This is a genomic window from Runella defluvii (assembly GCF_014195535.1).
GTDB classification, from domain to species: Bacteria; Bacteroidota; Bacteroidia; order Cytophagales; family Spirosomataceae; genus Runella; species Runella defluvii.
The window spans coordinates 138,821-164,660 of sequence record NZ_JACIBY010000008.1 but is presented as its reverse complement, the minus strand read 5'-3'; the positions used below and the strand labels follow the sequence as shown (position 1 = coordinate 164,660).

Below are 25,840 nucleotides of genomic sequence, written 5' to 3'. Positions count from 1 at the left end.
CCATGCCTCATACAGACTTTGACGCCATCGTAGTAGGTTCGGGGCCCAACGGGCTTGCGGCCGCCATTACCCTCCAACGAGCAGGGCTTTCGGTACTGTTGGTCGAGGCCAAAAGTACCCTTGGAGGAGGAATGCGCACCGCCGAACTTACCTTACCAGGCTTTCACCACGACATCTGCTCGGCCATTCATCCGATGGCATTGGCTTCGCCTTTTTTTAAGTCGTTGCCACTGCAAAACCACGGGCTTGAATTTGTGCACGCTCCCATTGCCGCCGCTCATCCGTTCGACAATGGTACGTCGGCCGTGCTTACTCGGCATTTGGAAGAAACAGCCGCGCTGCTGGGGAGTGATGAAACGACGTACAAAACGTTAATCAAACCCCTCAAACAGCAGTGGGACACGTTGATACCCGCTATTTTGGGGCCTTTACGGTTTCCCGAAAAACCCATCGAATTGGCTCAATTTGGGCTTTCGGCCCTGCAACCCGCTACTTGGCTGGCCAAAAAATTTAAGACACCCTCGGCTCAAGCCCTCTGGTCAGGTATGGCCGCTCATTCAATTTTGCCGCTTGAACAACCTACTACTTCGGCCATTGGTTTGGTGCTGATGACCGCCGCGCACCTCGGCGGGTGGCCCATTCCCAAGGGAGGGAGCCAACAAATTGCCAATTCGTTGGGGGATTATTTTGAAGCGTTGGGCGGAAAAGTAGAGAGAAACTTTCAGGTGACCTCTTTGTCGCAATTACCCTCGTCAAAAGCGGTTTTATTTGATATTACTCCGCGTCAGCTCCTCCAAATCGCTGGGCATACCTTTTCTTCCATCTACCGTTGGCAGCTCGAAAAATACCGCTACGGTATGGGGGTTTTCAAAGTAGATTGGGCATTGGATGGGCCTGTGCCGTTTACGTCGAGGGATGCGCGATTGGCAGGAACACTTCATTTGGGAAATACCATCCAAGAAATAACCGCTTCTGAACGAGCCACTTGGAAAGGAGAACACCCCGAAAAACCTTTTGTGTTACTAGCCCAACAAAGTTTGTTCGACACAACACGCGCACCCGAGGGGAAACATACGCTTTGGGGGTATTGCCACGTCCCGAACGGTTCGACCAAAGACATGACCGAGGCAATTGAGAACCAAATTGAACGGTTTGCGCCAGGGTTTCGAGAGCGAATTTTGGCAAAAAACACCTTCCATACCGCCCAATTGGAAGAATATAACGCCAATTACATCGGGGGAGACATCAACGGGGGGGCCGTCACGTTTGACCAACTTTTTACGCGCCCCGCTTTACGTTGGTCACCTTATCGTACCTCCACCAAAGGTTTGTATCTTTGTTCTGCCTCTACCCCACCAGGCGGAGGCGTTCACGGAATGAGCGGATACCACGCCGCCAAACAAGTCCTTAAAGACATTTTTAACCTAACCACTCCCCAATGAAACACCTATTACGCATCCTTTTGGTATTTTTTCTGCCGTTTACCCTCATTGCCCAAACGCCCATTACCATCAACGAAAAAACTATCACGCGCCACGGCCCCGAAAAAGGCGCGTTGCTCATCATTGGCGGCGGCACGATTCCCCCCGAAATTTGGGCAAAATTCATTGAATTGGCAGGTGGAAAAGAGAAAGCAAAGTTAGTGGTAGTAACTGCGGCAGCGGGAGATTCGGCGGCCTTGAGTCCGTCGCACGTAGAACTGGTAAAAAGACAAACGGGCGCTTCGCAAGTGACATTACTCCACACCAAAAACCTCAAAGAGGCCAACAGTGAGGCGTTTGTCGCGTCGCTCCGTCAGGCGACGGGCGTTTTTTTTGTGGGTGGACGTCAGTGGCGCATTGCAGATTCCTACCTCAATACGCTTACGCACCAAGCTTTCAACGAGGTATTGGAGCGCGGCGGGGTCATTGCGGGTACGTCAGCGGGGGCGAGTATTCAAGGGTCGTTTTTGTGGCGCGGCGACACCAAAGGCCCTCATATCTTGGTTGGAGACCATACCCAAGGACTGGGTTTTCTCAAAAATTCGGCCATCGACCAGCACTTACTTCGTCGAAACCGCCAGTTTGATTTGGTGGATTTTATTCGTCAATCGCCCGATTTGATTGGTCTTGGCTTGGACGAATCCACTGCCGTTTTGGTACAAAAAGATACCTTCGAAGTCGTTGGAAAAACGTACGTGGCCGTCTATGATTACCAAACGATAATCGGTAAAGGTGCTTCTCACGTGGTCAACAATAACGAAGACCACACCGCTTCCAATGGGCCTTTTATTTTGTTGAGCAGCGGCCAAAAGTATGATTTACAACAACGAAAAGTTATTCAAGAAAATAGAAGAAACACTACCGCTCCCAATCGTTAAGCACTAACTTTACACGACACTCACCCACCGCAATGAAGCTTTTATTAAATTCGCTTTTTTCTCCTCTTCTTTTATTGGCGTTTTGCTTGAACGGAATGGCTCAAACAGCTTGGGATGACACGCAAAAGAAAAAATGGCCCGAAGGAGTCAAAGAGATTTCGGTAAAAAGTAGCGTTGACGGAGCCGAACAAAAAGCTCTCTTTTTTGCGCCCACCAACCCGTCCGAAAAGCGGCCTTTAATCGTCAGCCTACATACGTGGAGCGGCGACTATACCCAGCTTGACCCTTTGGTTTTTAAGGTAGTTGAAAAGGGTTATTATTATGTCCATCCCGATTTTAGAGGGCCAAACAACCGCAAAGAAGCCACTGGCAGTAAGCTGGTTATCAGCGATATTGAGGACATCATCCAACATTTACTCAAGACCGAACGCATCGACCCCAGCGAAGTGCATATCGTTGGGGTGTCGGGGGGTGGATACGCTACTTTACTGTGTTACAGTCGTTTAAAGTTGCCTGTTAAATCATTTTCGGCTTGGGTACCTATTTCCGACCTTGAGAGTTGGTACCACGAAACGTCTCGCCGTAACCTAGCCTATGCGGGACAAATCTTGAAAAGTACATCCGACAACGGAACGCCTACTGTTACCGAAATGCGCAGCCGCTCTCCGCTGTTTGATACCATCAAAAACCGCCCTAGCGAGTTGTTTATTTACACGGGTGTCAACGACGGGTACACGGGCTCAGTTCCCATTACTCAATCCATTCAGTTTTACAATAAACTTGCCAAACGCAACAAAGACAAAGTCACTGACAAAGAGATCATTACCCTCCTAAGTCAGCGACAGTTATCCCACGTATCGGGGCCATTTTTGGAAGGTCGAAAGCTGTATGTACAGAAAAAATCGGGCAATGTCGGCCTCAGAATTTTTGATGGTACCCACGAGCAATTGACCCAAGTAGCGTTGGGGCTTATCCCCGTGCAAGGACAAAAAGCAAACCCAACCTCGATGCGGTTGCTAGCGATTGGAGCTTCCAATGAACAACCGCCCAATAGCTGGGTAAATCAGTTGGTGGGGACACTTCCGTTTAGTAACATCGTCAACTACTCGATTTCGGGCAATACGGTTGGATTTAATAACCTTGATAACCCCAAGCTCAACACTTTGCGCAACTTGGATTCATTGGTACAGATGGCTTCGGCTAAAAACTACCAAGAGCCTTTCGACTATATTACGATTGCGCTGGGCACCAACGACTGTAAAGCCATTTTTGCCGCTGATTTTGAAGTAGTAAAGAAGAACTACCAAGCCTTATTGGACAAACTTCAGAGCAGTAAATTGTACGCCCCTCACAAAACACGTCTTATTTTAATGACTCCGCCGCCCATTGATCATACCAAGGCGATTGCTAAGTACGAAGGTGGCAATGAGTGTGTGCGACGCTTGAATCAGTTTTTACGGCAATTGGCCACCGAACGCCACTTGCTTATTTTGGATACTTTTTCTTCGCTTTCGGTAGGGTTTGAGGCCAAAACAACCGATGGCGTGCATCTCTCCACCGATGCACAGCGCTCCATTGCGGAGGAGTTGATACGTTTTGTTGAAGCAGATAGAAAGCGTGGTGGGAAAGAATAAATAGGGTAATTCATTGCGCGTATTTCACTCAGTCTAACAAGTATTGACCCAATAAACTGCGATGCAGGCTACTCCGTCAATACAACCATTTATTAGCAATTCCCCCTAAAAAAACACCAACAAATTTGCGAAACCAATTAGCTGCACATACATTTGCAATTAATTGGTTTCGTATTTTAACTGCGAACAACCATCTAAACCAAGAAAAAACATGAGCAAAATAATTTTCGATAGCGGAATATCTCTTGATGGATTTTTCGCAGGAGATAACAGAAGCCCTAAAAATCCTATGGGTGGGGTTTCGGGACAAATTCATTCGTGGATGTTTAATCAAAAAGCTTTTTGGGAGTACCTAGGGTTTGAGGGAGGGAAAGAAGATGGCCTTGACGGAAAGTTTATAAGAGAAACTATTGAACGAACGGGTGCATTTATAATGGGTAAACGTATGTTTGAGGAAGGAGAAGCTAGTTGGCCCAATGACCTGTATAAAGCGGACGTTTATGTGTTAACAAACGAAAAACGCCCCCCTTGGATTCAAGAAGGGACAACCTCTTTTTACTTTATAAATGATGGCATAGAAAGTGCGCTGGAAAAAGCAAAACAATCAGCAAAAGGAAAAGACATAAGAATACAAGGCGGTGCAAACACGATTCAACAATTTCTAAATGCTGGACTTGTGGATGAATTCTTTATTCATATTGCACCCGTTTTTCTAGGCAGTGGGATTCGCCTTTTTGATGGTATTGATAAAGACAAATATGACCTTCACATCCAAGAAGTAATACCCTCCCATCTAACAACCCATATAAAATACAAACTGGCAAAAAAACCTTAATACGCCGCCGCTATCGTAATCACCGAAACCTCATTAGCACCGTTCTCAAGCAAAGTCGCCACGGCCGATTCGAGTGTAGAACCCGTGGTAACGACATCGTCCACAATCGCAATTCGTTTTCCTAGTACTTCCGCAGGACGAACTACCTCAAAAATCCCCGATACGTTTTCAAAGCGTTCTAAGCGGGTTTTTCGGGTTTGGGTGGAGGTAAATTGCGCCCTCGCCAGCACCTCCGCCGACCACGGAACACCCAAGGTTTCCGACAGTCCTTCGGCAAACATATCACTTTGGTTGTAGCCTCGTTGTGCTTTTTTACGGGGGTGAAGGGGAACGGGCAACAACAAATCAATTTGCTTTTGGACGTCTCCCGCCCGAAGTTCCTCGCCGTAAAGCCGTCCTATCACCTGCCCCACTTCAGGACGATTTTTGTACTTCAACTGGTGCAGCAAACGCTGAACTTTGCCTCCTTTTTCAAATTTCAAGAAAGTATAAACGAAAGAAACCGCCACTTTTCCCGCAAATTTGTTGGCCAGTTCAGGCGTGAAGAGGGTGTGTGACTGTGAGCGAGGCAATGTCAGGCGGCATGAAGTACAAAGACATGCTTCGTTTCCGACCAACGGCGTGGTGCAAGCGCAGCAGGTATTGGGGTAAAATAAATCAAGTAAATCGTTCCAGAGGCGAAGAAGTACGTTCATGGTTTCATGTCTTTTCTTTTTGACTTCAAACCAGCCTGAAAGTTACGGCTCGTCCCGACTTGAAGTCGGGACGCACACGGCCTAACGTCTCTGACGTTACTTTATGAATGACTAAACAAAATTGGATTTAAGTAGCTTTCAGGTTTACTACCAACGGGTGCCGACGCCAACCACGTTTCCCAATCTGCTTTTTGATAACTGTTCTTTGGCGCCATTATTTGCTGGTCTTTATCCATATAAATCATCGTCATCACTTTACGGGCTTTGCCAGAGACGTTGGCACCCGCACGGTGAAACAACCAACCCGCGTGGTAGCTTACTTCGCCCAAATCAAACGGCGTTTCATGGAGCGAAAACTGCGTAAGCGATTGTTGCATCAGGGCTTCGCTTTCATCGCTGATTTCCACGTCCCGCCCGATTTCGACCAACTGACTTTTTTCGGCAAATGCCAACGGCCCCATTTCCAAGGGCGTCGCTTGCAGCGGTATCCAAACCGTGACAGTTTTGGGCGAAGCCAAAGGCCAGTAAAACTGATCAGCGTGCCAAGGAGTGATGCCGCCACTTGGCTCTTTATAAAGGGCTTGGTCGTGGTACAAACGCACCCCCTCTACTTCCATCAAATCGGCGGCGATTTGCGCCAAACGCTTTGAAAACACAAATTCTTTCGCGGTTTCATCTTCCCGCCAAAGGTTCATAATCTGTAGAAAAGCTTTTTCGTAGGTAGTTCGCTCTTCCATGGGTTTGGTGAGTTTGTTGAGCTTAAAAACCAAATCCGTAATGATTTCCCCGTAATACGCAATCGCCTCGGCGCTGAGCACATTTTTAAGCTTTACGTAACCATTTTCGCGGTAAAATGCCACTGCTTCGGCAGGTACAGCATAGGGAGTTGATAATTCTTCGAGTAAGGCTGACTTTTGCATATACGTTTCGATTGCGTTGTTTGATGATGCAAAGTACCGTATTCGTTGAATTTCAAAAATTCTGTTTTTTAGCCAATTAATGTAGTATTTTAACTCTTATTGTTGCTTATTTTAAAATAAAAAAGCAATATTCTACATTTTATATGCGACCGCTGCTTGAACAACTGACGTTTGAACATACCTCCTCTTTTCTCGTTAGGGCGTTTGAGCGTCCCTATTTCGACGCGCCCTGGCATTATCACCCCGAATTTGAACTTACTTACATCATTCAGGGCGCTGGACAGCGTTTCGTAGCCGATAGCATCGAGGCTTTCGACGCAGGCGATTTAGTACTGTTAGGCGCCCACGTTCCGCATTTTTGGCGCAACTCCGTCGAATTTTACCAACAGAATTCTAAGCTGACCGCCCAAGCCGTCGTTGTTCAATTTCCGCCGCAGTGGGTCAACGACTTTATCAACAAAGTCCCTGATTTTAAATCCATTCGTTCTTTGCTTCTAAAATCAGAAAGTGGCCTTGTTTTTAGCGCCATCTCCCCCACCCTTCACCAAAAACTCCTCCAACTTCCTACCCTTACGGAAGGCTTTCGGTTGGTGGCTTTGCTCGACATTTTATTGCAGCTTGCCACTCAAACCCCCTTTCGGTCGCTGGCAAGCCCTACGTATCGCCTTACCATCGACGACTCAGAAACCGAACGGATGAAACGTATTTTAGAATTTACGTTGGCCCATTTTCAAGAGGAAATTTCGCTCGAAACCATCGCCGATGTCGCCCATTTGACGGTGCCTGCCTTTTGTCGTTACTTCAAAAAACGGACAAAAAAAACGTACATCGAATACCTTAATCACCTCAAAATCAACCATGCTTGCAAACTTCTGACTACCTCCGAGCTGAGTGTAGCCCAGATTGGGCTCGAATGTGGGTTTCATAACTTGTCTAATTTTCACCAAACTTTCAGGCGGCAAATGGGTCAGTCCCCCTTGGCCTTTCGAAAAACGAACCCCCTTAGGTAGTTTTTGGGTGTGTGGTTCTTTTTTAACTAATTCCACGCGCCATGACCTATCTATCTCGACTTTCATCTCTATTACTTTTCGTAGTTATTTGCTATCTGAGCGATGGCTGTATCGAATCTTATTCGCCACCTGAGGTGAATCAGGCACAAAATTACCTAGTGGTGGAAGGGACACTCAACCCCTCTATTACCAGTGAAATACGCTTGAGTCGTACCCAAAAAGTCAAACAAACGGGGGCTACGTTGCTTGAACAACGCGCCCAAGTGAAAGTCGAAAGCGACCGAGGCAATACCTATAACCTCGTTGAAACCCAGCCTGGCGTTTATACTTTAAAAGCGTTTTCGGCTACCGAAAGTGAAAAGTTTCGGCTACACATTCAAACCATTGGCGGCAAAGAATACCTTTCGACCTACGTCCCACTCATCCAAACGCCTGCCATTGATAGCGTCACTTACCGTGTCAATCAAGCGCGTACCAACGTGCAAATATTCGTCAATACCCATGACCCGCTGAACAAAACTCGTTTTTACCGTTGGAACTTTGAAGAAACGTGGGAGTATCAAGCACCCTTGTATTCGGGTTATGAGGTCGTGGCGGGGAAAGTTAGACCACGTACCGAAGACATCAACACCTGCTGGGGCAACCAAAAATCGGCCCAAATTACGTTGGCAAACACCTTACGCCTAAGCCAAGATGTTGTTCAAGATGTACCCCTCACGACGGTGTTGTCCATCAGCGGGAAATTAGCCAGAAGGTACAGCATTTTGGTACGTCAATACGGGCTATCGCGGGAAGAGTTTGATTATTGGGCGGCACTTTCCAAAACCAACGAAATCACGGGCAGCCTCTTTGATGGACAACCCTCGCAAATAACGGGCAATATCAGCTCCGTCACCTCACCCGAAGAACCTGTATTTGGGTTTTTCAGTGCTTCAACGCCCCAATTCAAGCGGTTATTCATCACCGAATACTTAGGCAGATTTACGGTGCAAGACCAACTCTGCGAGCCCCTCGACACCCTTCCCGAGCCCGAAATCATCCGTAAATCGACCAATGCGTCGTTTTTGGTCCTTATCGAGCACCCCGTGCCAGGTTCCCCCATTGCTTTTTACACCATCGGCAGCATCCCGTGCAGCGACTGCCGCACCCAAGGCGGCACGAACAAGCGACCTGCGTATTGGTAGAAGGGGGGGGATTTGATAACTTTGTAAGTTTACTATTAAAAAAACTATGATTACTGGAGACCTAAAATCGCAAATAGACAAAGTATGGGAAGCATTTTGGACGGGTGGCCTCTCTAACCCCATCACCGTTATTGAGCAGATGACCTATTTGCTTTTTATCCGCCGCCTCGACGAGCTGCAAACCCAAAAAGAGTCGAAAGCCAATTTGCTCAAAAAGCCCATTGAAGACCCCATTTATACCGCCGATGAGGCCGAACTGCGTTGGAGTCATTTCAAAAATATGGACCCCGAGGTGATGTACCGCCTTTTTACCAAAGACCAAGGCGTCTTTGACTTCCTGCGCAACGTGGGCAACAAAAGCGCAGCTTTTAGCAAATTTATGAAGGGCGCTACGTTTATGATCCCTACGCCGAGGTTGCTGGCGCAGGTGGTGGAAATGATTTCCAACATCAACATGAGCGACCGCGACACCAAGGGCGATGTCTATGAGTACCTCCTGAGCAAAATTGCCTCCGCAGGCCAAAACGGGCAGTTTCGCACGCCCCGGCACATCATCCGTATGATGGTGGACATGGTGCAGCCTACCCTCGAAGACGTCATTTGCGACCCCAGTTGTGGCACGGCGGGCTTCCTCACCGTGGCGGGCGAGTACATCCGCGAGCATTTTGAAAAAGACTTATACACCGACAGCGTCAAAGCGCATTTTCAGCAGAAGATGTTTATGGGCATGGAGTTTGACCCGACCATGATTCGCATCGGTGGCATGAACCTCATGCTGCACGGCATCGAAAACCCGCAACTGATGGACGTGGACGCCCTCAGCGAAGCCAATACGGGTTTTGCCGACAAAGCCACCCTCGTACTGGCCAATCCTCCCTTCAAAGGTAGCCTCGACCGCGAGGCCGTAGATGGGAAAATACTTGCGGTGGTGGACAGCAAAAAAACCGAATTGTTGTTTTTGGCCTTGATTTTGAAGGGGCTCAAACTCGGTGGCCGCTGTGCCGTGATTGTACCCGACGGCGTGCTGTTTGGCAGTAGCAAAGCCCACCTCCAAATCCGCCAAGAACTCATTGACCGCCAGAAACTCCAAGCCGTTATTTCGATGCCCAGTGGGGTGTTTAAGCCTTACGCGGGAGTAAGTACGGCCGTGTTGGTGTTTACCAAAACCAACAGCGGCGGCACCGACCAAGTGTGGTTTTATGACATGCAGGCCGATGGTTTTAGCCTCGACGACAAACGCCAGCCCGTAGAGGCCAACGACATTGCCGATATTGTAAACCGCTACCACCACCTCCCAGCCGAAAGCACCCGCCGCCGCACCGACAAGAGTTTTATGGTGCCGCTCAAAGAAATACAGGACAACAAGTACGACCTGAGCATCAACCGCTACAAGGAAGTGGTCTATGAAGAAAAAACCTACGAAAAACCCAGCGTGATTATTGGGCAAATCGAAGCCTTGGATGCCGAACGTGCCGAGTTGTTGAACCAATTAAAAGCGATGTTAGCCTAATCTGCACGGCAGTCGCTCGCGTCGCTTTGAAGTGAGCAGCTATAACAAAGAAGAGCATTGCCATATTCAATTTGGGTATTTTATGAAGTTACTTGCAATTTGGAAACTAAACCTCAGCGCAGCGGCGCACCTCCCCTAACCCTTCCGCTCGGGCGGTTCCGTCTTTTCTGGAGAAGGGGGTTTAAGCCCTCTCCAGAAAGGAGAGGGTGGGGTGAGGTTGAACTTTGTCTGTAAAATCATCAAAGAGCCTTAATTCGTCAGTCGTTAACTGACGAATCTCAAACACCTGATTGTGAAAAAAAATGGAATTCGTCGGACGCCATCCGACGAATTTACTGACAAAATCAATTCAATAATAACAAGAGTGCTCGAACTACCCAAAAAAGAACAACTCGAAGCATTTATCTTAAATGAACTCAAAGCATGGAAATAGAAACAATAAAAAATAATAGTGGTGTGAAGTGGGAAATTTATAATTTCGTAGATATTGTTGAATTTCTTGAGGGACCAGGTGTTCGAAATTGGCAGTTTCAAGATAATGGTATAAAACTTATAAATATCAGAAATCTTGTTGATGACAAAATTGATTTAACGAACACTATTAATCATCTTTCATATAATGAGGTTGAATTAAAATATAAACATTTTTTGTTGGAAGAAGGTGATTATGTTATGGCATCATCTGGAGTAACTTGGGGAAAAATAGCAGAAGTTAGCAACGAACATCTTCCTTTGTGTTTAAATACCAGTATAATCAAAATAAAGCCCAAAAATAATCTACTTTATAAAAGGTATTTATGGTTTTTTATAAAGTCAATAGATTTTACAAGTCAAATTAAAAGGATAATAACTGGCTCTGCCCAGCCTAATTTTGGGCCATCTCATTTAAAACAAATCCAAATCCCTCTCCCACCTCTCTCCGTTCAAAAGCGGATTGCGGAGATACTGGATGCTGCCGATGCCCTGCGCCGCAAAGACCAAGAACTCCTCAAAAAATACGACGAACTCGCCCAAGCTATTTTTATTGATATGTTTGGCGATTTCTCAGGCAAAGAAACCTCTAAATGCTTACTTTCAGAGGTTTCTGAAATTACAAACGGTGTAACAAAAAATGAGAAACTTGAATATTCGGAGATGGTTGATGCACCTTATTTGAGGGTGGCAAATGTCCAAGATGGCTATTTAGATTTATCTGAAATCAAATCTATTAAAGTTAAATCCTCTGATTACCAGAAGTATCAATTACTAAAATCTGACATATTACTCACAGAGGGAGGAGACCCTGATAAATTAGGCAGAGGTACAACTTGGAATGAAGAAATTCCTGGCTGTATATTTCAAAATCATCTTTTTAGAATTAGAGTTAAAAATGATTCTGTCAAGCCCTTTTTTCTCGCGAAACTAATTGGCAGTAAACATGGCAAAAAATACTTTTTAAAAGCAGCCAAACAAACAACAGGTATAGCAACAATAAATTCCAGTCAATTAAAATCTTTTCCTGTTTTTATTCCTCCAATCAACAAGCAAATGAAATACGAGAACCTTTGTTTAGAGGTTGAAAAGGCTAAATTAAATGCAATATTAGGGCTTGACTATTCATACTCCCTCTTCCAAACCCTGCTTCAAAAAGCCTTCAAGGGGGAGTTGGTGGCGGAGTAGAAGGACAGTTATTCAAGTTCAGTAGCAAAAAGTAAACCCTAAAATAGCATCATACACATGGTCAATTCTGAATATAAAAATTGGCTTCAAGAAGTGAAACAACACATCCGTGAAGCCCGCATAAAGGTAGCGTTGGCAGCCAATAGTGAGTTGGTGTTTTTTTATTTTGAACTTGGAAAAATGCTTTCCGATAAGTCCAAAGATAGTCAGTGGGGGAAAAACTGGCTCGGTCAATTATCGGTTGATTTGCGGAAAGACTTTCCCGATATGGAGGGGTTTTCAAAAACCAACTTGTACAATATCAGGCGGTTTTACCAATTTTATCAAGGGGCAAACTTTTTCCACCAGCTTGGTGGAAAAATTCCTTGGAGGCATCACGTAGAAATTTTCACCCAATCAAAAGACCAGCAAGAAGCTTTATTTTACATCCAAAAAACCATCGAAAATGGGTGGAGCAGAGCTATTTTGGAGCTGCAAATAGAATCCAAACTTTACCAACGCCAAGGCAAAGCCATTACCAATTTCAACCATACCTTGCCCGATGTTACTTCCGATTTGGCAAACCAATTACTCAAAGACCCTTATCAATTTGATTTTCTGACGCTTACCGAGAATTACCGCGAGCGCGAACTGGAAAACGCGTTGGTAGAAAATATTACGAAGTTTTTACTGGAACTGGGCAGTGGTTTTGCGTATGTGGGCAAACAAGTGCCAATGCAAGTAGGTGGGGGTGAGTTTTTTATTGACCTTTTGTTTTATCATCTAAAACTACGGGCGTACGTGGTTATCGAACTAAAAGCCACCGATTTTATCCCCGAATACGCGGGTAAATTGAGTTTTTATCTTTCGGCAGCCAATGATTTACTTCGGCATCCAACAGATAATCCCACCATCGGGCTACTGATTTGTAAAAACAAAAACAACGTCATTGCCGACTATGCGCTAAAAAATATCAACCAGCCCATAGGCATTTCAGAATATCAGCTCACCAAGCTGTTTCCCGAAGAATTTAAAAGCAGCCTCCCCACCATCGAAGAAATTGAAAACGAACTAAAAGGCAATGAGTAACTTCTCCTTCATACCCACTCCATGGGCTGATTTGGCCCAATCGCCACAAGAAGCCGAACGGCAAGTATTGAATGCGCCTTTGGTGGCGGCTTTTCTCTGCCGCAAAAGCTTGGAAGAGTGGGTACGCTGGATGTACGAGCGCGACGCCGATTTGGAATTGCCGCACGACACATCACTGAGTTCGCTCATGCACGCCCAAGGTTTCAAAAACTTGGTAGCACCCATACAGTTCAACCAAATCAACCTCATCCGTAAGCTCGGCAATACCGCCGTGCATACCACAGCCAAAATCAACCCCCAAGAAGCCCTGTACGCGCTGAAATTGTTGCACGGATTTATTGGTTGGGCGGTGCAGCTCTACCACGAAGAGCGCGTTTCCGTTCCCCGATTTGACGAAAGCCTCCTCCCCAAAAACAAAGAAAAGGATTTATACAAGCACGACCTTCAAGTATTAGAACGCAACTACCACGAGTCGCAGAGCAAACTCGCCAAATTGGAAGCCGAGCTGGCAAGCATCAAGGCCATCAAAGCGCAGAACCAAGCCTTTGTGGTACCTCCCACCGACCCCGACGAGGCCCTTACCCGCAAACTCTACATTGATACCCTGCTGCGCGAAGCAGGCTGGGACCCGCATGGGTTCAATGTCCCCGAATACCCCGTCAAAGGAATGCCCCAAGGCCACGGCGATGCCAACGGCAACGGCTTTGCCGACTACGTACTGTGGGGCGACGATGGCAAACCTCTGGCCGTCGTAGAAGCCAAACGCACCCAACGCGACCCCCGCGTAGGGCAGCACCAAGCCAAACTGTATGCCGACTGCTTGGAAAAGGAATATAATCAACGTCCCGTTATTTTTTATTCCAATGGTTTCCGTACTTTCCTGTGGGACGATGTCAACTATCCCCCCCGCGAGGTGTTTGGGTTTTATACCAAAGACGAATTGCAGCTAATGGTGCAAAGGCGCAGCTCCCAAAAAACACTGGCCACCCAACCCATCAACAACGCCATCACCGACCGCCCCTACCAGCACGAAGCCATTCGGCGGGTAGCCGAAGCCTTGGATGGCAAACACCGCGAAGCCCTGCTCATCATGGCCACTGGCACGGGCAAAACCAGGGTTGCGGCCTCCATCGTGGACTTACTGAGCAAAGCCAACTGGGCAAAACGCGTCTTGTTTTTGGCCGACAGAAACGCCTTGATTCATCAGGCCAAAATCAACCTGAACCAGTATTTGCCCCACCTGCCCGCCGTAGATTTGACCAAAGAGAAAGAAGACGAAAGCAGCCGACTTGTGTTTTCGACCTACCAAACCATCATCCACATGATAGATGGCGAGGCCGACGGCAACAATCGTTTTTACGGCGTAGGGCACTTCGACGTCATTATTTTCGATGAAATCCACCGCAGCGTCTATAACCGCTACAAGCATATTTTCAAGTATTTCGACGGCATTCGCATTGGCCTCACCGCCACGCCCAAATCAGAAACTGACCGCGACACCTATGGGTTGTTTGACATGGAACCCAACAACCCCACTTTTGCCTACGAGTTGGAGCAGGCCGTCAACGATGGCTTTCTGGTGCCACCCAAAGCCATTTCAGTCCCTATTAAATTTCAGCGAAGCGGCATCAAATATGCCGACCTCAACGAAGAAGAAAAACGCGCCTACGAAGAACAATTCTCCGACCCTGTTACGGGTGCCTTTCCCGACGAAATAGACGCCGCCGCTTTAAACAAATGGCTGTTTAATACCGACACGGTGGACAAAGTAATCGGGCATTTGATGAAACACGGCCTCAAAGTAGAAGGAGGCGATAAGCTGGCCAAAACCATCGTGTTTGCCCGTTCGCACACCCATGCCAAGTTTATTGAAGAACGCTTCAACAAACAATACCCCGCCTACAAAGGTGAGTTTTTAAAAGTGATTGACTATCAGGAAGAAAAACGTGACGACTTGCTCAACAAGTTTAAGGACAAAGCCAAAATGCCCCAAATAGCCGCGTCGGTAGATATGCTCGACACGGGCATTGATGTGCCCGAAGTCTGCAATTTGGTATTTTTCAAACCCGTACGCAGCAGCGCCAAGTTTTGGCAAATGATAGGCCGAGGCACCCGCTTGTGCAAAGACTTGTTTGGGACAGGCCAAGACAAAAAAGAGTTTGTAATTTTCGATTTTTGCGAAAACTTCGAGTTTTTCAACGCCCATCCCAAAGGCAAAGAAGGGACAAATAGTAAATCGTTGAGCCAGCGATTGTTTGAACTGCGCTTGCGCTTGGCATTGGTACTGTTGGGTCAGGAAGAACCCGAACTGAAGGAATACGGCCAAACCCTCCTCGGCCAATTAATCAAGCAGACCCAAGCCTTAAACGGCGACAGTTTCGTGGTGCGTCAGCACTGGGCATTTGTCGAGAAGTACCGCGACCCCAATGCTTGGAACGCCCTCAGCGATTTGGACCACAAAGAACTCCGCGACCACATCGCACCCTTGATGTTGGAAGCCGAGCAAGACGAACTGGCCAAACGCTTTGATGCCCTCATGCTCGACCTCCAGTTGAGTGTGTTGAATGGAGAAAAAAAGCAAGCTACGCTGATTCAAAAAGTAGTGGCCACCGCAGGTAAGCTCAGCAAGAAAGCCAGCCTACCAGCCGTAGCCAAAAAAATGGACACCCTCCACCAAGTGCAGCAGAAAGTATTTTGGGAAGGAAGCACGATTTTGGGAATTGAAAAAGTCCGTATTGAGCTGCGTGACATCATTCAATTTTTGGATTCGGAAAATACCCTCATCTATTTTACGATGTTTGAAGATGAGTTTACGGGTAAAGCGCACGAACATCAATTGGTGTATCATTTTAACGACTTGGATGCCTACAAACGCAAGGTAGAGCAGTACCTGAAAGAACAAAGCACCCATTTTGTTATCCACAAACTCCGCAACAACCTCCCTATCACCCAAGCGGAATTAGAAAGTCTCGACCAACTATTGTTTGAACAAGGCAACTTAGGCACCAAAGAGGAGTTTACGAAAGCCTATGGTAAGCAACCGTTGGGGAAATTTATCCGCAGCATCGTTGGGTTAGACATACAAGCGGCCAAGTTGGCTTTTGCCGAAATACTGAGCCATCAAACCTTCAATGCCCAGCAAATCAAGTTCATAGACACCATTATCAACTTCCTGACCGTGAAGGGAATGGTTGAACCCGCTATGCTTTTCGAGTCACCTTTTACGGATATTAATTCAAACGGGATTGGTGGTTTGTTTGATAATGCTGTAGCTACCAAAATTATCAATTTACTAGAAACCATCAACCACAATGCCGAAGCCGCCTAACAAAGAGAGAACGTAATTCTGGGCGTTTGGGGTATAAAAAAAGCACTCACAAGTTTTGCTCGTAAGTGCTTTTTTGTGGGCCCAGCAGGGCTCGAACCTGCGACCACCTGATTCACTTTCCTCTGGTTTCCCAAAGTAGTAGGACTATCTCACCACCCTTCCCAAATTAATTTAGGAGTCGGGTGAGGGGCGTTAGTAGAAGCTTATTGGTTGGTTTCCTCACTTCTTAGTCTCTGCACCTTCCAAGTTACTTTTAAACCGTTCACTTGGCTTGGCTCAGGATTACCATCGGCGCTACCCGTTAAGGCTTCCCTGAATTAACCCCTATTCCATCTAACAATCTCTTGCTAGCGGCACCGTTAACTGCTTTTAACAGTTGTTGATGAGTCAGATGCTCTAACCGACTGAGCTATGGGCCCTAAAAATACCTCTTCGATATTTTGTGGGTGCAAAAGTAGAAAATGAACTTTACATTCGCAAGCAACTGGCCTTTTTCCTGCCTGCGTTTTAGCGAACGGCTTCTTTCAACGTTATTTCGTGTTTGCCTGGGCCTAGTTGTAGGGTTTTAAACGCCGAAGCTACCTGCTTTCCGTTCACCACTACTTTGTCCTCCGCCTTAGATTTTATTTCTACCTCAGCGGCCATGTTGGCGGGAACGTCAAAAGTAAAACGCTTGATGCCGTCGCTCGTTCGCTGGTAACTTGCGCTTACGTTGCCCATCATAAAAGGCACCTTGATTTCACTCGACGCTAATTTCCCTAATTGTGGTTTGATAGATACCACACTTCCGCCCGCCGTTTTGGGCTGAATCCCCCACAACTGACGCGGAATGATGTTGGCAGGCACCGCTCCCCAAGCGTGGTTCCAGTCAGAATTGGGTTTGTATTTCATGTCCCACGCTTCGAGGGTAATCGTTGCGCCAATCCGAATCATGTTGTACCAGCTACGGTCGCTTTGGTCGGTCAACAATTGCAACGCGTAGTCTTGCGCGCCCGCTTCGTAAAGCGCTTCCATCAGGTACTGCGCCCCATAGACGCTGCACGCCATCCCGCGCGATTGAATAAACTGAGCCACTGATTTTTTGTAAACCTCTGGTACAACCCCAAACGCCAAGGCCGTCATATTGGCATGAACCGACGCATGGTCAGTGCCTTCGCCGTCCACGTAATGGCCTTTGATTTTATCAAACAACTTCTCGTTAAGCGCCGTTTTGACTTTCGCTGCCCTGAGTTGAAAATCAAGTTCGTCGCTTGTTTTTCCTAAAATCTTGGCAAATTCGGCCATAATTACCATGTTTTTGTAGTAAAAACTGTTGATCATGGTATTAATTGGGCGAAACACAAACCCGTCGCGTTCCCCTTCGGCCGTCGCCAATTTCCAGCCCGTGTCTTTTTGCGCGGGGGGCCAGTCGGTGATGTCGCTCAATTTTTCTTTCGGGTCGGTGAAGCCCAGTTTCTTCATAAACTCAGGGGTATTTTTGGGCGACTGCGAACTAATAAGTCCATCCTCACGGTCGAGTTCCATGAGCGTTTTGTGCTTCAACGGTTCGTAGTATTTTTCAATCAATTCCGTGTTCCCCGTGTACATGTAATCGGCATAAAACATCATCGCCACGTGCAGTTGCCATTCCGTCGGCCATGTAGGATGTTGCATAAAATACTCAATCGTACGGCGCGCAATGGCGTATTCGCGGTCGGTGGTGTAGTGGCTCAATTGGTTCAAATACGCATCCGCTTCGTACGGAATCCGCTCACGATCCCCGTCCACGTACAAGCCCGCAAACGTGGTGGCTTTGATAGAATATTTGCACATGTCCCAAATGGCGTTCAACACCGAATCCGAACTGTTGAAGTAGCTTTGGTTATTTTCCCAATAATTGTAATAAACCACTTGCGTCAAGTCTTTGGCTTGCAGCGGACTGCTGGCTTTTTCGATTTCGCAGTAACGAAAAGGCAACAATACGGGAAAAGAATCGGGCAAAACCACCGCCTTCGGCCCCGTGTTTCGTTGGTCAGGTTTTAATCGAAGGGTATATTTTGTTTGGTTGGGCGACACACCTAATCGCACCTCTTGGTAGCGAATCGTCCCCGTGGGTTTGCGGTTGATTTGTCCATTTTCCAACTGTTCCCCCAAATGAAAAATCAACGTATCGGGTGTATTGGTTGCGTAGTTGATTTCCAAATTGGCAAAAGCATCTTTACCAAAATCAACAAAGTACGAATTATTGGCCTTTTTGGTAAAAACGCGTGGCTTTATGCGGTCAGTTTGGAAACGATTGCCCGTTGTTAGTTCTCCATCGCTTTTTCCCACGGTAAACACCTGCGCTTTTGAATACTGACTCGGACGCCCCGCTGCACCCCAAATGCGTACTTTCCAATGGTAGGTTTTTCCCGTTTGCAGGGTTGTTCCTTGGTAGGTTACGTTGGTTGAACCATTTTTATAGACTGGGCCGCTGTTCCATACATCCCCTTCGTTTTTGTCAATAAGTGCTTTGGAAGAAGCCACAAGTACTTGAAAACCTGTTTGTGTAACGGCTGAAGTGGGTACCAACCAGCCAAATTCGGGTTGTCCATCTTTAATGGCTACTTGTGTTGGTTCTCGGATGTACTCTACGGTCAAGCCCGTTGGTGACACACTTCCTTGCTGAACACGGGTATGGTTGGGGGCGTTGTTTTGGGCTAAAATGGCCGTTGTTTCCACCAATAAACACAATAAAAGGGGTAGTTTTTTCATAAAATCACGCATCAATGGGCAAGTTATTGCTAACATAAAAAGGTAAAAAATGGGTTTTATACCCGTGTGCCCCGTGCCCGTGTGAGGTGGTTTCTCAAAACCACCCTACCCGTGCAAGTGTTTTCTCAAAACCACCACACATTTTTCGACGAATTCAGCAGGTTTTGAGAAACCTGCTGCACACCAATGAGAAACCTGCTGCACGATTAGGTATTTTTTCTTAGCTTAGCAGCCTTAAACCTATGATGATTTACTTTTATGGCAAAAAAACTTCCTGCGGCCTACGCACATCCGTATGCGTTCGATACTCGCTTTAAAAAATCTGCGGTCTATTTTTCAATGGAATTTGCCATTGACCAAGCCCTAAAAACCTATTCGGGTGGCTTGGGATTTTTGGCGGGTTCTCACATGAAAAGTGCGCACGATTTAAAACAAAATCTTATTGGAGTCGGGATGTTGTGGAAATTTGGGTACTACGACCAAATGCGCAATGCTGACAATAGCATGATGCCTCAGTTTCGGGAAAAAATGTACAGTTTTCTGAAAGATACGGGCATCCGCTTCCAAATTACGATTGCCAATAAGCCCGTGTGGGTAGCGGCCTATTTTCTCGACCCAACGACTTTTGGGACGGTTCCGATGTTTTTCTTGACCACTGATACCGACGGCAACGACACCTGGGCGCGTCAAATTTCGTATCGGTTGTACGACTCCGACCCTGCCATCAAAGTGATGCAGTGCATGGTCTTAGGCATTGGAGGAGCAAAATTTTTGGATGAACTTGGCTACGACCCCGACATTTACCACCTCAACGAAGCCCATGCGGTGTCGTCGGTTTTCTATATGTACCAAAAGTTGGGTAAAAAAGAAGCCGTTCAGAAGAAGTTTGTGTTCACTACGCACACGCCCGAAGAAGCAGGTAATGAAAAACATGACATTCACTTTTTGAACGACCTGAGCTTTTTTGCGGGTCTTAAATTGGACGAGACTCGCAAGATTACGGGCATTTCCGATAATGTATTTAATCACTCGTTGGCCGCACTTCGGCTGAGCCACCAAGCCAATGCCGTGTCAAAACTTCACGGGGAAGTGTCGCGGCAGATGTGGGGATGGGCCAAGGATATTTGTGACATTACCCACGTAACCAACTCCCAACACAAAGCCTCTTGGGCGGATGCCGACTTAGAAAAAGCCCGCGAAAAAGGCGATTTAAAAGCCCTCGAAAAGCGTAAAAAAGCGCTAAAAGGGCAATTGTTTAAAACCGTAGCCGACCAAGCGGGGAAACTTTTTGACCCGAATGTGCTTACCATCGTTTGGGCGAGACGTTTTGCAGGTTACAAACGCCCTGACTTACTTACCCGCGACCAAGAACGCTTTGACCGAATTATGCGTAATAAAGACCTCCCGATTCAGTTTATCTGGGCAGGGAAGCCTTATCCCAAAGACGAGGGCGCCATTCAGACATTTAATCATTTGTATTACCTCAGTCACCTCTACCCCAACATGGCGGTGCTGACGGGCTACGAATTGGCCTTGTCGAAGCAGCTCAAAGAAGGCTCGGATGTATGGCTCAATACGCCCGTGGTGACGCGCGAAGCTTCGGGTACCAGTGGAATGACGGCGGCGATGAACGCCAGTCTCAACTTTTCAACCTACGACGGCTGGGTGTGTGAATTTTCTCGCCACGGCGAAAACTCATTTATCGTTCCCGTAGCATCTGACCACAACCGCGACGGAGAAGATATTTCCAACATGCTTGACATGCTCGAAAACGAGATTTTGCCGCTTTATTACCAACGCCCCAAAGACTGGTACAAGACCGTCCTGACAAGCATGAATGAAGTAGGCGACTTCTTTAACTCTGACCGCATGGTGGCGGAGTATTATGAGAAGGTTTATAAATAATTGGGAATTACGAGTTTAGAATGACGAATTTTCTGACTCTCTAAACAACAAATGGGCTGTTTCTTCCGAAACAGCCCATTGTCATTGATGCAAACGGTTATTAATCTACTTTTACTACTTTCAGGGTTGCTTGTTTTTCAGGGGTTGTCACCTGCAAAAAGTACATTCCGCTGGCAAGATTTCCAACTTCAAACTCTTCGTGGTGGGTGTTGGTTTCGGGCGTAAATTGTCGGTGCAAAATTTTCCGACCCGATGCGTCCGTTAAGGAAGTTTGTACCATTTGCCCCTTGCTATCTTGCACTTTCAAGCGGAGGAGGTTGGTGACGGGGTTAGGGAGAATTGTAGCGAAAGACCCGTTATCGGTTATCTGTTTTCCGTCATCCGACCCTTGCCCTTTGCCATTTGCCTCTTGCCCTTCGCCCATTGCCATTTCCCGCGCTGCGCCTACTCCAACCCCGTCTTTTGACTGGATACGGAACCAATATTCTTGGTACACCAACACGTTTCCTTGAGGCTTACGGGTGGCAGGATAGACACTTCCCCAGCCTTTTTGATCCCAATAGCGAACGCTCAGTTTGTACAATCCTTTGGGTAAGCCCGCGTCATACACATTCGCTCCTGCACCATTGTCTTCGTAAAAACCATACGCGGGGTGGTTTTGGGCGTACAATTCCGTAAAACCATCGCGATTACCGTACATAAAGTAAGGAGCATTGTTTTCGTGGGTATTGTACGAACGCACCACGCCTGTCTCTGGGGTAGCTCTCATATCAAACGTTAATGAACCATTTGTACCGAGGGCACAGGCATCAGCATGAATAGTCCAGTACCGTGGTGCCATTTTGTTCACATTTTCAGCAAAATACAAGGTTGGGTTTTGCTGGGTACTTTCCTCCAAAGACGGCCCACCATCTGACGTGATAAATTGACTTTCCCACTCACTACGGCTATTGGACGTTTTAACTGCCGATTTACTTTGACCAATATTGATAAATGTCAAATCAAACGCTTTCCATCTCACCATTTTAGCAGCACTTTCCCCACTTTCGCAGCCTCCTGCAAATACACATTTTGCTTTAAAGGTCTGTTGGGTTACGTTGTTGAAAGCTACTTGGAAACTGTTTTCATTAACACCCGTATTCCAGAAGGCTTTACTACCCGCAGGGCAATTGGCCGAAACCGTCACGGTTGTTCCTGTACAAACAGTTGCTTGTGAAACTGTAATTGTTGGCGTCATAACTTGTGATACAACGGTAAAGGTAACCACCTCACTCTTATCGCTTAACTTATCGTCGGCCGACTTACAACGAGCGTAGTAAGAAGTAGTGGCTGTAGGAGTTTTTGCGGGTAAGTTAGGCAATGCTTCGTTGGTCGTGGCATTGTACCACACCACCGAAGAACTTCCGCAATTGGCCGTACCTGAAAAATCAACAGGAGTTCCGCAATTGCCCATCGGCGAAAGGCTCACAATTGGGGCAGGGGCGGTGTTTCGGTAAAAATAAACGTTGTCAATCCACACGGTTTTACCTCCACCTTCACCTACAACTATCAACTGTGCTATGTGGGCTTTTGAAGTCATCCCTGTGAAGTTGCTTAAAGGCACATCAATGGAGAACCATGAGTTCAAGGTCGGGCTAAATGTCAACTCGTGCTCGGTATCATCACCACCGCCAAACGTACCATTGGCGCCAAAATCTACCAATTTCACCTTGAACGTGCTCGCATTGGCCGTCCACACATCCGCGTGGAAGCGTTCCATCGAAGTGGCATTCACGACTGGGCCTGGGCTGTGAAACTCCACTCCTGCAAATGTCAGGTTGCTGTACTTCTTCGTCGCATCTCCCGCAATCATCACGTCCGACACATCCGCCATGTCCCACGGGGCTGACCACGTATCCACGGCGACATTGGTATAAGCGTTGCTGAACAACGAAATCACGTTTGACGACGGTTGGGTAGGCATTGGGGCAGCCACCATTGGTTCTACTGGAGGTAATTTGTAAAAATAGACGTTGTCAATCCACGCTGTTTTACCATCCGCAACAAAAAGTAATTGGGCTACGTGCGAACGAGATGTCATTCCCGTGAAATTACTCAACGGTACATCAATCGAAAACCAAGTGCCAAGCGTCGGCGTAAACGACAACTCGTGCTCGGTATCATCGCCACCGCCAAAAGCACCATTGGCTCCAAAATCCACCAGTTTTACTTTAAATGTTCTTGCTGTAGCCGTCCACACATCAACATGGAAACGTTCCATCGTTGTAGCATTCACCACGGGGCCTGGCGTATGAAACTCCACCCCTGCAAAGGTCAAATTGTTGTATTTCTTGGTCGCATTTCCTGCCACCATCACATCCGACACATCTGCCATGTCCCACGAGGCTGACCAAGTATCCACGGGGGTATTGGTGTAAGCATTACTAAAGAGCGAGATTACGTTCGACGATGGCTGCGTGGGCGTAGGAGCAGCTTCAGTGGGCTCAGTAGCGATGGGCGTTGTTTTGTAAAAATAGATGTTGTCCACCCATACGGTTTTACCACCACCTTCACCCACCAAAATCAACTGAGCTACGTGGGCTTTTGAAGTCATGCCTGTAAAACTACTCAACGGCACGTCGATGGCAAACCATGAATTAAGGGTTGGCGTGAAGGATAACTCGTGCTCGGTATCATCGCCACCTCCAAACGTACCATTGGCACCAAAATCCACCAATTTTACCTTGACTGTACTCGCATTGGCCGTCCACACATCCGCGTGAAACCGCTCCATTGTGGTGGCATTCACTACGGGGCCTGGGGTGTGGAACTCCACGCCTGCAAAGGTCAAGTTGCTGTATTTTTTCGTGGCATTTCCTGCCACCATCACCTCTGTTACATCCGCCATGTCCCACGGTGCCGACCATGTATCCACGGCGACGTTGGTATAAGCATTGCTGAACAATGAAATTACGTTCGACGACGGCTGCGTCGGTGTTGGAGCGGCGACCATTGGTTCGGTTGGAGCTTCACTTGTTCGGTAAAAATATATATTATCTAGCCAGACGGTCTTGTCTCCCCCACCCACAAAAATTAACTGAGCAAGGTGTGAACGAGAAGTCATATTGGCAAAAGCAGTTAATGGTACGTCGATGGCAAACCATTCTCCCAACGTAGGCGAAAACGATAACTCGTGTTCGGTGTCATCGCCACCACCAAAGGCACCATCCGCGCCGAAATCCACCAATTTCACCTTAAAAGTACTGGCATTGGCTGTCCAAACATCCAAGTGAAAACGCTCCATGATACTGGCATCTACCACGGGGCCTGGGGTATGAAATTCGACGCCTGCGTAATTTAAGTTTGAATATTTTTTGGTGGTATTGCCCTCAATCATCACATCTTCCACATCTGCCTGATCCCACGAAGCCGACCAGGTATCTACGGGCGAATTGGTATAAGCATTACTAAATAACGATTTTACATTGGCCGACGGCTGGGTAGGCGTTGGGGCTGCCACCATTGGCTGGGTCGGAGGTAATTTATAAAGGTAAACGTTGTCAACCCATACCGATTTATTTCCGCCATCACCCACAATGATTAACTGTGACAAGTGAGCTCGCGAAGTCAAGCCTGTAAAATTGCTAAGAGGCACATCAATCGAATACCAGTTGCCTAATGTGGGCGTAAAGGTCAATTCATGTTCGGTATCATCACCCCCACCATAAGCGCCATTGGCTCCAAAATCGACCAATTTAAGCTTAAAAGTACTGGCGTCTGGCGTCCAAATATCGGCATGAAAGCGCTCCATCGAACTGGCATCAATCACTGGCCCAGGGGTATGAAACTCCACACCAGCGTAGGTAAGATTGGTGTATTTTTTTGTTGCATTACCCGCCACTGCTACATCTTCTACATCGGCCACATCCCAAGATGCCGACCACGTATCCACCGCAACGTTGGTGTAAGCATTACTGAACAACGAAATCACGCGAGAAGCAGGTTCAATTGGCGTAGGAGCCGCCACCGTTGGCCCAGCCAAACTGGTTTCTTGTTGGAATACCCTCACATAGTCCACGTACATCCGTTGGGGAAAAGTGGTAGTTCCATCTGGGTTACCAGGCCAATTCCCCCCTACTGCAACGTTAAAAATGAGAAAAAATGGATCATTGAAGGGATAATTTCCCGTGATGTTTGCCTTTGTCACCGTGGTAATCAGGTGTTCATCTACGTAAAATTTGATGATGTCTCTTTCCCAAACCATTGAAAAGACGTGAAAATCTTGCGAAAAATCACCCGATGGCAGTACATAATTTGCGGGGAGGTTGGTTGACCCACCCCCTGGAGGTGCCCAGTGAACGGTGCTGTACATTTTGTTTGGTTCATGTCCCAATAGCTCCATAATGTCCATTTCACCACAAGCAGGCCAGCTCACTTGGTCGATGTTTTTTCCAAGCGACCAAAGTGCAGGCCAAATCCCCTGCCCTTTGGGTAGTTTTGCCCGAATGTCAATGCGGCCAAACAGAAAATCGCGTTTGCCTTTGGTCAACAATCGAGCGGAGGTATAATCGCGGCCCTCGTAACTTTCTTTTCTGGCTTCGATGACAAGATTTCCGTTGTTCAAAAAAGCGTTTTCGGGCCGATTGGTGTAGTACTGCAATTCGTTGTTTCCCCAACCCGAACCACCAATATCGAAACCCCAGTTGGCAGGGTCGATGGTAGCTCCGTTAAATTCGTCGCTCCAAATCAATCGGTAGCCAGGAGGCGCTTGCCCCCAAGCCCTGCCCGTCGAAAAACACACTAGCATCCCAATGAGCATTGCACTGAGACAAAAAACATGGCGTACATTGTTTTTCATTTTACAAGTAACAGTTAAGGTAAGAAAATCAGAAATCATAGGTTAAATGCGAGACGCGTCGCTAATTGCTCGCAAACATTCAATTTTTTCTCATTTTATTACCAAAAATCACTTGGACATTAACTGGACAGGGCAAAAATTGGGTTTAAAAACCAGTTTTTGG

16 protein-coding genes are annotated in these 25,840 nt (G+C 47.1%); 12 read left to right on the top strand and 4 right to left on the bottom strand.

Annotated features, from left to right (window positions below; translation table 11 throughout):
* Positions 1-2 precede the first annotated feature (2 nt).
* The 4 genes from FHS57_RS18970 (at position 3) to FHS57_RS18955 (ending at position 4,828) form a co-directional block, all read left to right on the top strand.
* Positions 3-1,442, top strand: coding sequence for a phytoene desaturase family protein (locus FHS57_RS18970; protein ID WP_183976448.1), 1,440 nt, complete (start codon positions 3-5; stop codon positions 1,440-1,442).
* A complete protein-coding gene (locus tag FHS57_RS18965) occupies positions 1,439-2,359 on the top strand; it encodes a cyanophycinase (protein WP_183976446.1) in 921 nt (306 codons plus the stop codon). Before FHS57_RS18970 ends, FHS57_RS18965 begins: the two co-directional genes overlap by 4 nt.
* 32 nt (positions 2,360-2,391) lie before the next feature.
* Positions 2,392-3,993: an SGNH/GDSL hydrolase family protein gene (locus tag FHS57_RS18960; protein WP_183976444.1), complete on the top strand. Its 1,602-nt coding sequence runs from the start codon at positions 2,392-2,394 to the stop codon at positions 3,991-3,993.
* A gap of 211 nt (positions 3,994-4,204) precedes the next feature.
* The gene (locus FHS57_RS18955; protein WP_183976442.1) at positions 4,205-4,828 is read left to right on the top strand and encodes a dihydrofolate reductase family protein; all 624 of its coding nucleotides are present in this window, start codon (positions 4,205-4,207) and stop codon (positions 4,826-4,828) included.
* Here FHS57_RS18955 and FHS57_RS18950 read toward each other — a convergent pair.
* Together FHS57_RS18950 and FHS57_RS18945 are read right to left on the bottom strand one after the other, a co-directional pair.
* Positions 4,825-5,523, bottom strand: coding sequence for a ComF family protein (locus tag FHS57_RS18950; RefSeq protein ID WP_183976440.1), 699 nt, complete (start codon positions 5,521-5,523; stop codon positions 4,825-4,827). The genes FHS57_RS18955 and FHS57_RS18950 overlap by 4 nt on opposite strands.
* A 101-nt stretch (positions 5,524-5,624) precedes the next feature.
* Positions 5,625-6,443, bottom strand: coding sequence for a phytanoyl-CoA dioxygenase family protein (locus FHS57_RS18945; protein WP_183976438.1), 819 nt, complete (start codon positions 6,441-6,443; stop codon positions 5,625-5,627).
* A 143-nt stretch (positions 6,444-6,586) separates the two neighbouring features.
* On the opposite strand from FHS57_RS18945, the gene FHS57_RS18940 reads away from it, so the two are divergent.
* The 7 genes from FHS57_RS18940 (at position 6,587) to FHS57_RS18910 (ending at position 16,202) form a co-directional block, all read left to right on the top strand.
* Positions 6,587-7,453 (top strand): helix-turn-helix domain-containing protein, encoded by an 867-nt coding sequence (locus FHS57_RS18940; protein WP_183976436.1) that lies wholly within the window; start codon positions 6,587-6,589, stop codon positions 7,451-7,453.
* Positions 7,454-7,494: 41 nt separating this feature from the next.
* A complete protein-coding gene (locus FHS57_RS18935) occupies positions 7,495-8,637 on the top strand; it encodes a DUF4249 domain-containing protein (RefSeq protein WP_183976434.1) in 1,143 nt (380 codons plus the stop codon).
* 46 nt (positions 8,638-8,683) lie between these two features.
* Positions 8,684-10,147, top strand: a complete 1,464-nt coding sequence (locus tag FHS57_RS18930) for a type I restriction-modification system subunit M (protein ID WP_183976432.1) — start codon at positions 8,684-8,686, stop codon at positions 10,145-10,147.
* A gap of 292 nt (positions 10,148-10,439) precedes the next feature.
* Positions 10,440-10,580 (top strand): hypothetical protein, encoded by a 141-nt coding sequence (locus FHS57_RS18925; protein ID WP_183976431.1) that lies wholly within the window; start codon positions 10,440-10,442, stop codon positions 10,578-10,580.
* A complete protein-coding gene (locus FHS57_RS18920) occupies positions 10,571-11,806 on the top strand; it encodes a restriction endonuclease subunit S (RefSeq protein WP_183976430.1) in 1,236 nt (411 codons plus the stop codon). The genes FHS57_RS18925 and FHS57_RS18920 overlap by 10 nt, the downstream gene beginning before the upstream one ends.
* 57 nt (positions 11,807-11,863) lie before the next feature.
* Positions 11,864-12,874: a PDDEXK nuclease domain-containing protein gene (locus FHS57_RS18915; RefSeq protein WP_183976429.1), complete on the top strand. Its 1,011-nt coding sequence runs from the start codon at positions 11,864-11,866 to the stop codon at positions 12,872-12,874.
* Positions 12,867-16,202, top strand: a complete 3,336-nt coding sequence (locus tag FHS57_RS18910; RefSeq protein ID WP_183976428.1) for a DEAD/DEAH box helicase family protein — start codon at positions 12,867-12,869, stop codon at positions 16,200-16,202. The genes FHS57_RS18915 and FHS57_RS18910 overlap by 8 nt, the downstream gene beginning before the upstream one ends.
* Before the next feature lie 507 nt (positions 16,203-16,709).
* Here FHS57_RS18910 and FHS57_RS18905 read toward each other — a convergent pair.
* A complete protein-coding gene (locus FHS57_RS18905) occupies positions 16,710-18,971 on the bottom strand; it encodes an alpha-L-rhamnosidase-related protein (RefSeq protein WP_183976427.1) in 2,262 nt (753 codons plus the stop codon).
* Positions 18,972-19,193: 222 nt separating this feature from the next.
* Here FHS57_RS18905 and glgP point away from each other — a divergent pair, with 222 nt between their 5' ends.
* The gene (glgP, locus tag FHS57_RS18900) at positions 19,194-20,840 is read left to right on the top strand and encodes an alpha-glucan family phosphorylase (RefSeq protein ID WP_183976425.1); all 1,647 of its coding nucleotides are present in this window, start codon (positions 19,194-19,196) and stop codon (positions 20,838-20,840) included.
* A gap of 100 nt (positions 20,841-20,940) precedes the next feature.
* Here the strand turns inward: glgP and FHS57_RS18895 are convergent, their stop codons facing one another.
* Positions 20,941-25,677 (bottom strand): family 16 glycosylhydrolase, encoded by a 4,737-nt coding sequence (locus FHS57_RS18895; protein ID WP_183976423.1) that lies wholly within the window; start codon positions 25,675-25,677, stop codon positions 20,941-20,943.
* Between the last annotated feature and the right edge of the window lie 163 nt (positions 25,678-25,840).

What these genes read in the sequence shown, in the direction of transcription:
- FHS57_RS18970 (WP_183976448.1), top strand. Translation starts at nt 3, where the DNA reads ATGCCTCATACAGACTTTGACGCCATCGTAGTAGGTTCGGGGCCCAAC.
- FHS57_RS18965 (WP_183976446.1), top strand. Translation starts at nt 1,439, where the DNA reads ATGAAACACCTATTACGCATCCTTTTGGTATTTTTTCTGCCGTTTACC.
- FHS57_RS18960 (WP_183976444.1), top strand. Translation starts at nt 2,392, where the DNA reads ATGAAGCTTTTATTAAATTCGCTTTTTTCTCCTCTTCTTTTATTGGCG.
- FHS57_RS18955 (WP_183976442.1), top strand. Translation starts at nt 4,205, where the DNA reads ATGAGCAAAATAATTTTCGATAGCGGAATATCTCTTGATGGATTTTTC.
- FHS57_RS18950 (WP_183976440.1), bottom strand. Translation starts at nt 5,523, where the DNA reads ATGAACGTACTTCTTCGCCTCTGGAACGATTTACTTGATTTATTTTAC.
- FHS57_RS18945 (WP_183976438.1), bottom strand. Translation starts at nt 6,443, where the DNA reads ATGCAAAAGTCAGCCTTACTCGAAGAATTATCAACTCCCTATGCTGTA.
- FHS57_RS18940 (WP_183976436.1), top strand. Translation starts at nt 6,587, where the DNA reads ATGCGACCGCTGCTTGAACAACTGACGTTTGAACATACCTCCTCTTTT.
- FHS57_RS18935 (WP_183976434.1), top strand. Translation starts at nt 7,495, where the DNA reads ATGACCTATCTATCTCGACTTTCATCTCTATTACTTTTCGTAGTTATT.
- FHS57_RS18930 (WP_183976432.1), top strand. Translation starts at nt 8,684, where the DNA reads ATGATTACTGGAGACCTAAAATCGCAAATAGACAAAGTATGGGAAGCA.
- FHS57_RS18920 (WP_183976430.1), top strand. Translation starts at nt 10,571, where the DNA reads ATGGAAATAGAAACAATAAAAAATAATAGTGGTGTGAAGTGGGAAATT.
- FHS57_RS18915 (WP_183976429.1), top strand. Translation starts at nt 11,864, where the DNA reads ATGGTCAATTCTGAATATAAAAATTGGCTTCAAGAAGTGAAACAACAC.
- FHS57_RS18910 (WP_183976428.1), top strand. Translation starts at nt 12,867, where the DNA reads ATGAGTAACTTCTCCTTCATACCCACTCCATGGGCTGATTTGGCCCAA.
- FHS57_RS18905 (WP_183976427.1), bottom strand. Translation starts at nt 18,971, where the DNA reads ATGTTAGCAATAACTTGCCCATTGATGCGTGATTTTATGAAAAAACTA.
- glgP (WP_183976425.1), top strand. Translation starts at nt 19,194, where the DNA reads ATGGCAAAAAAACTTCCTGCGGCCTACGCACATCCGTATGCGTTCGAT.
- FHS57_RS18895 (WP_183976423.1), bottom strand. Translation starts at nt 25,677, where the DNA reads ATGAAAAACAATGTACGCCATGTTTTTTGTCTCAGTGCAATGCTCATT.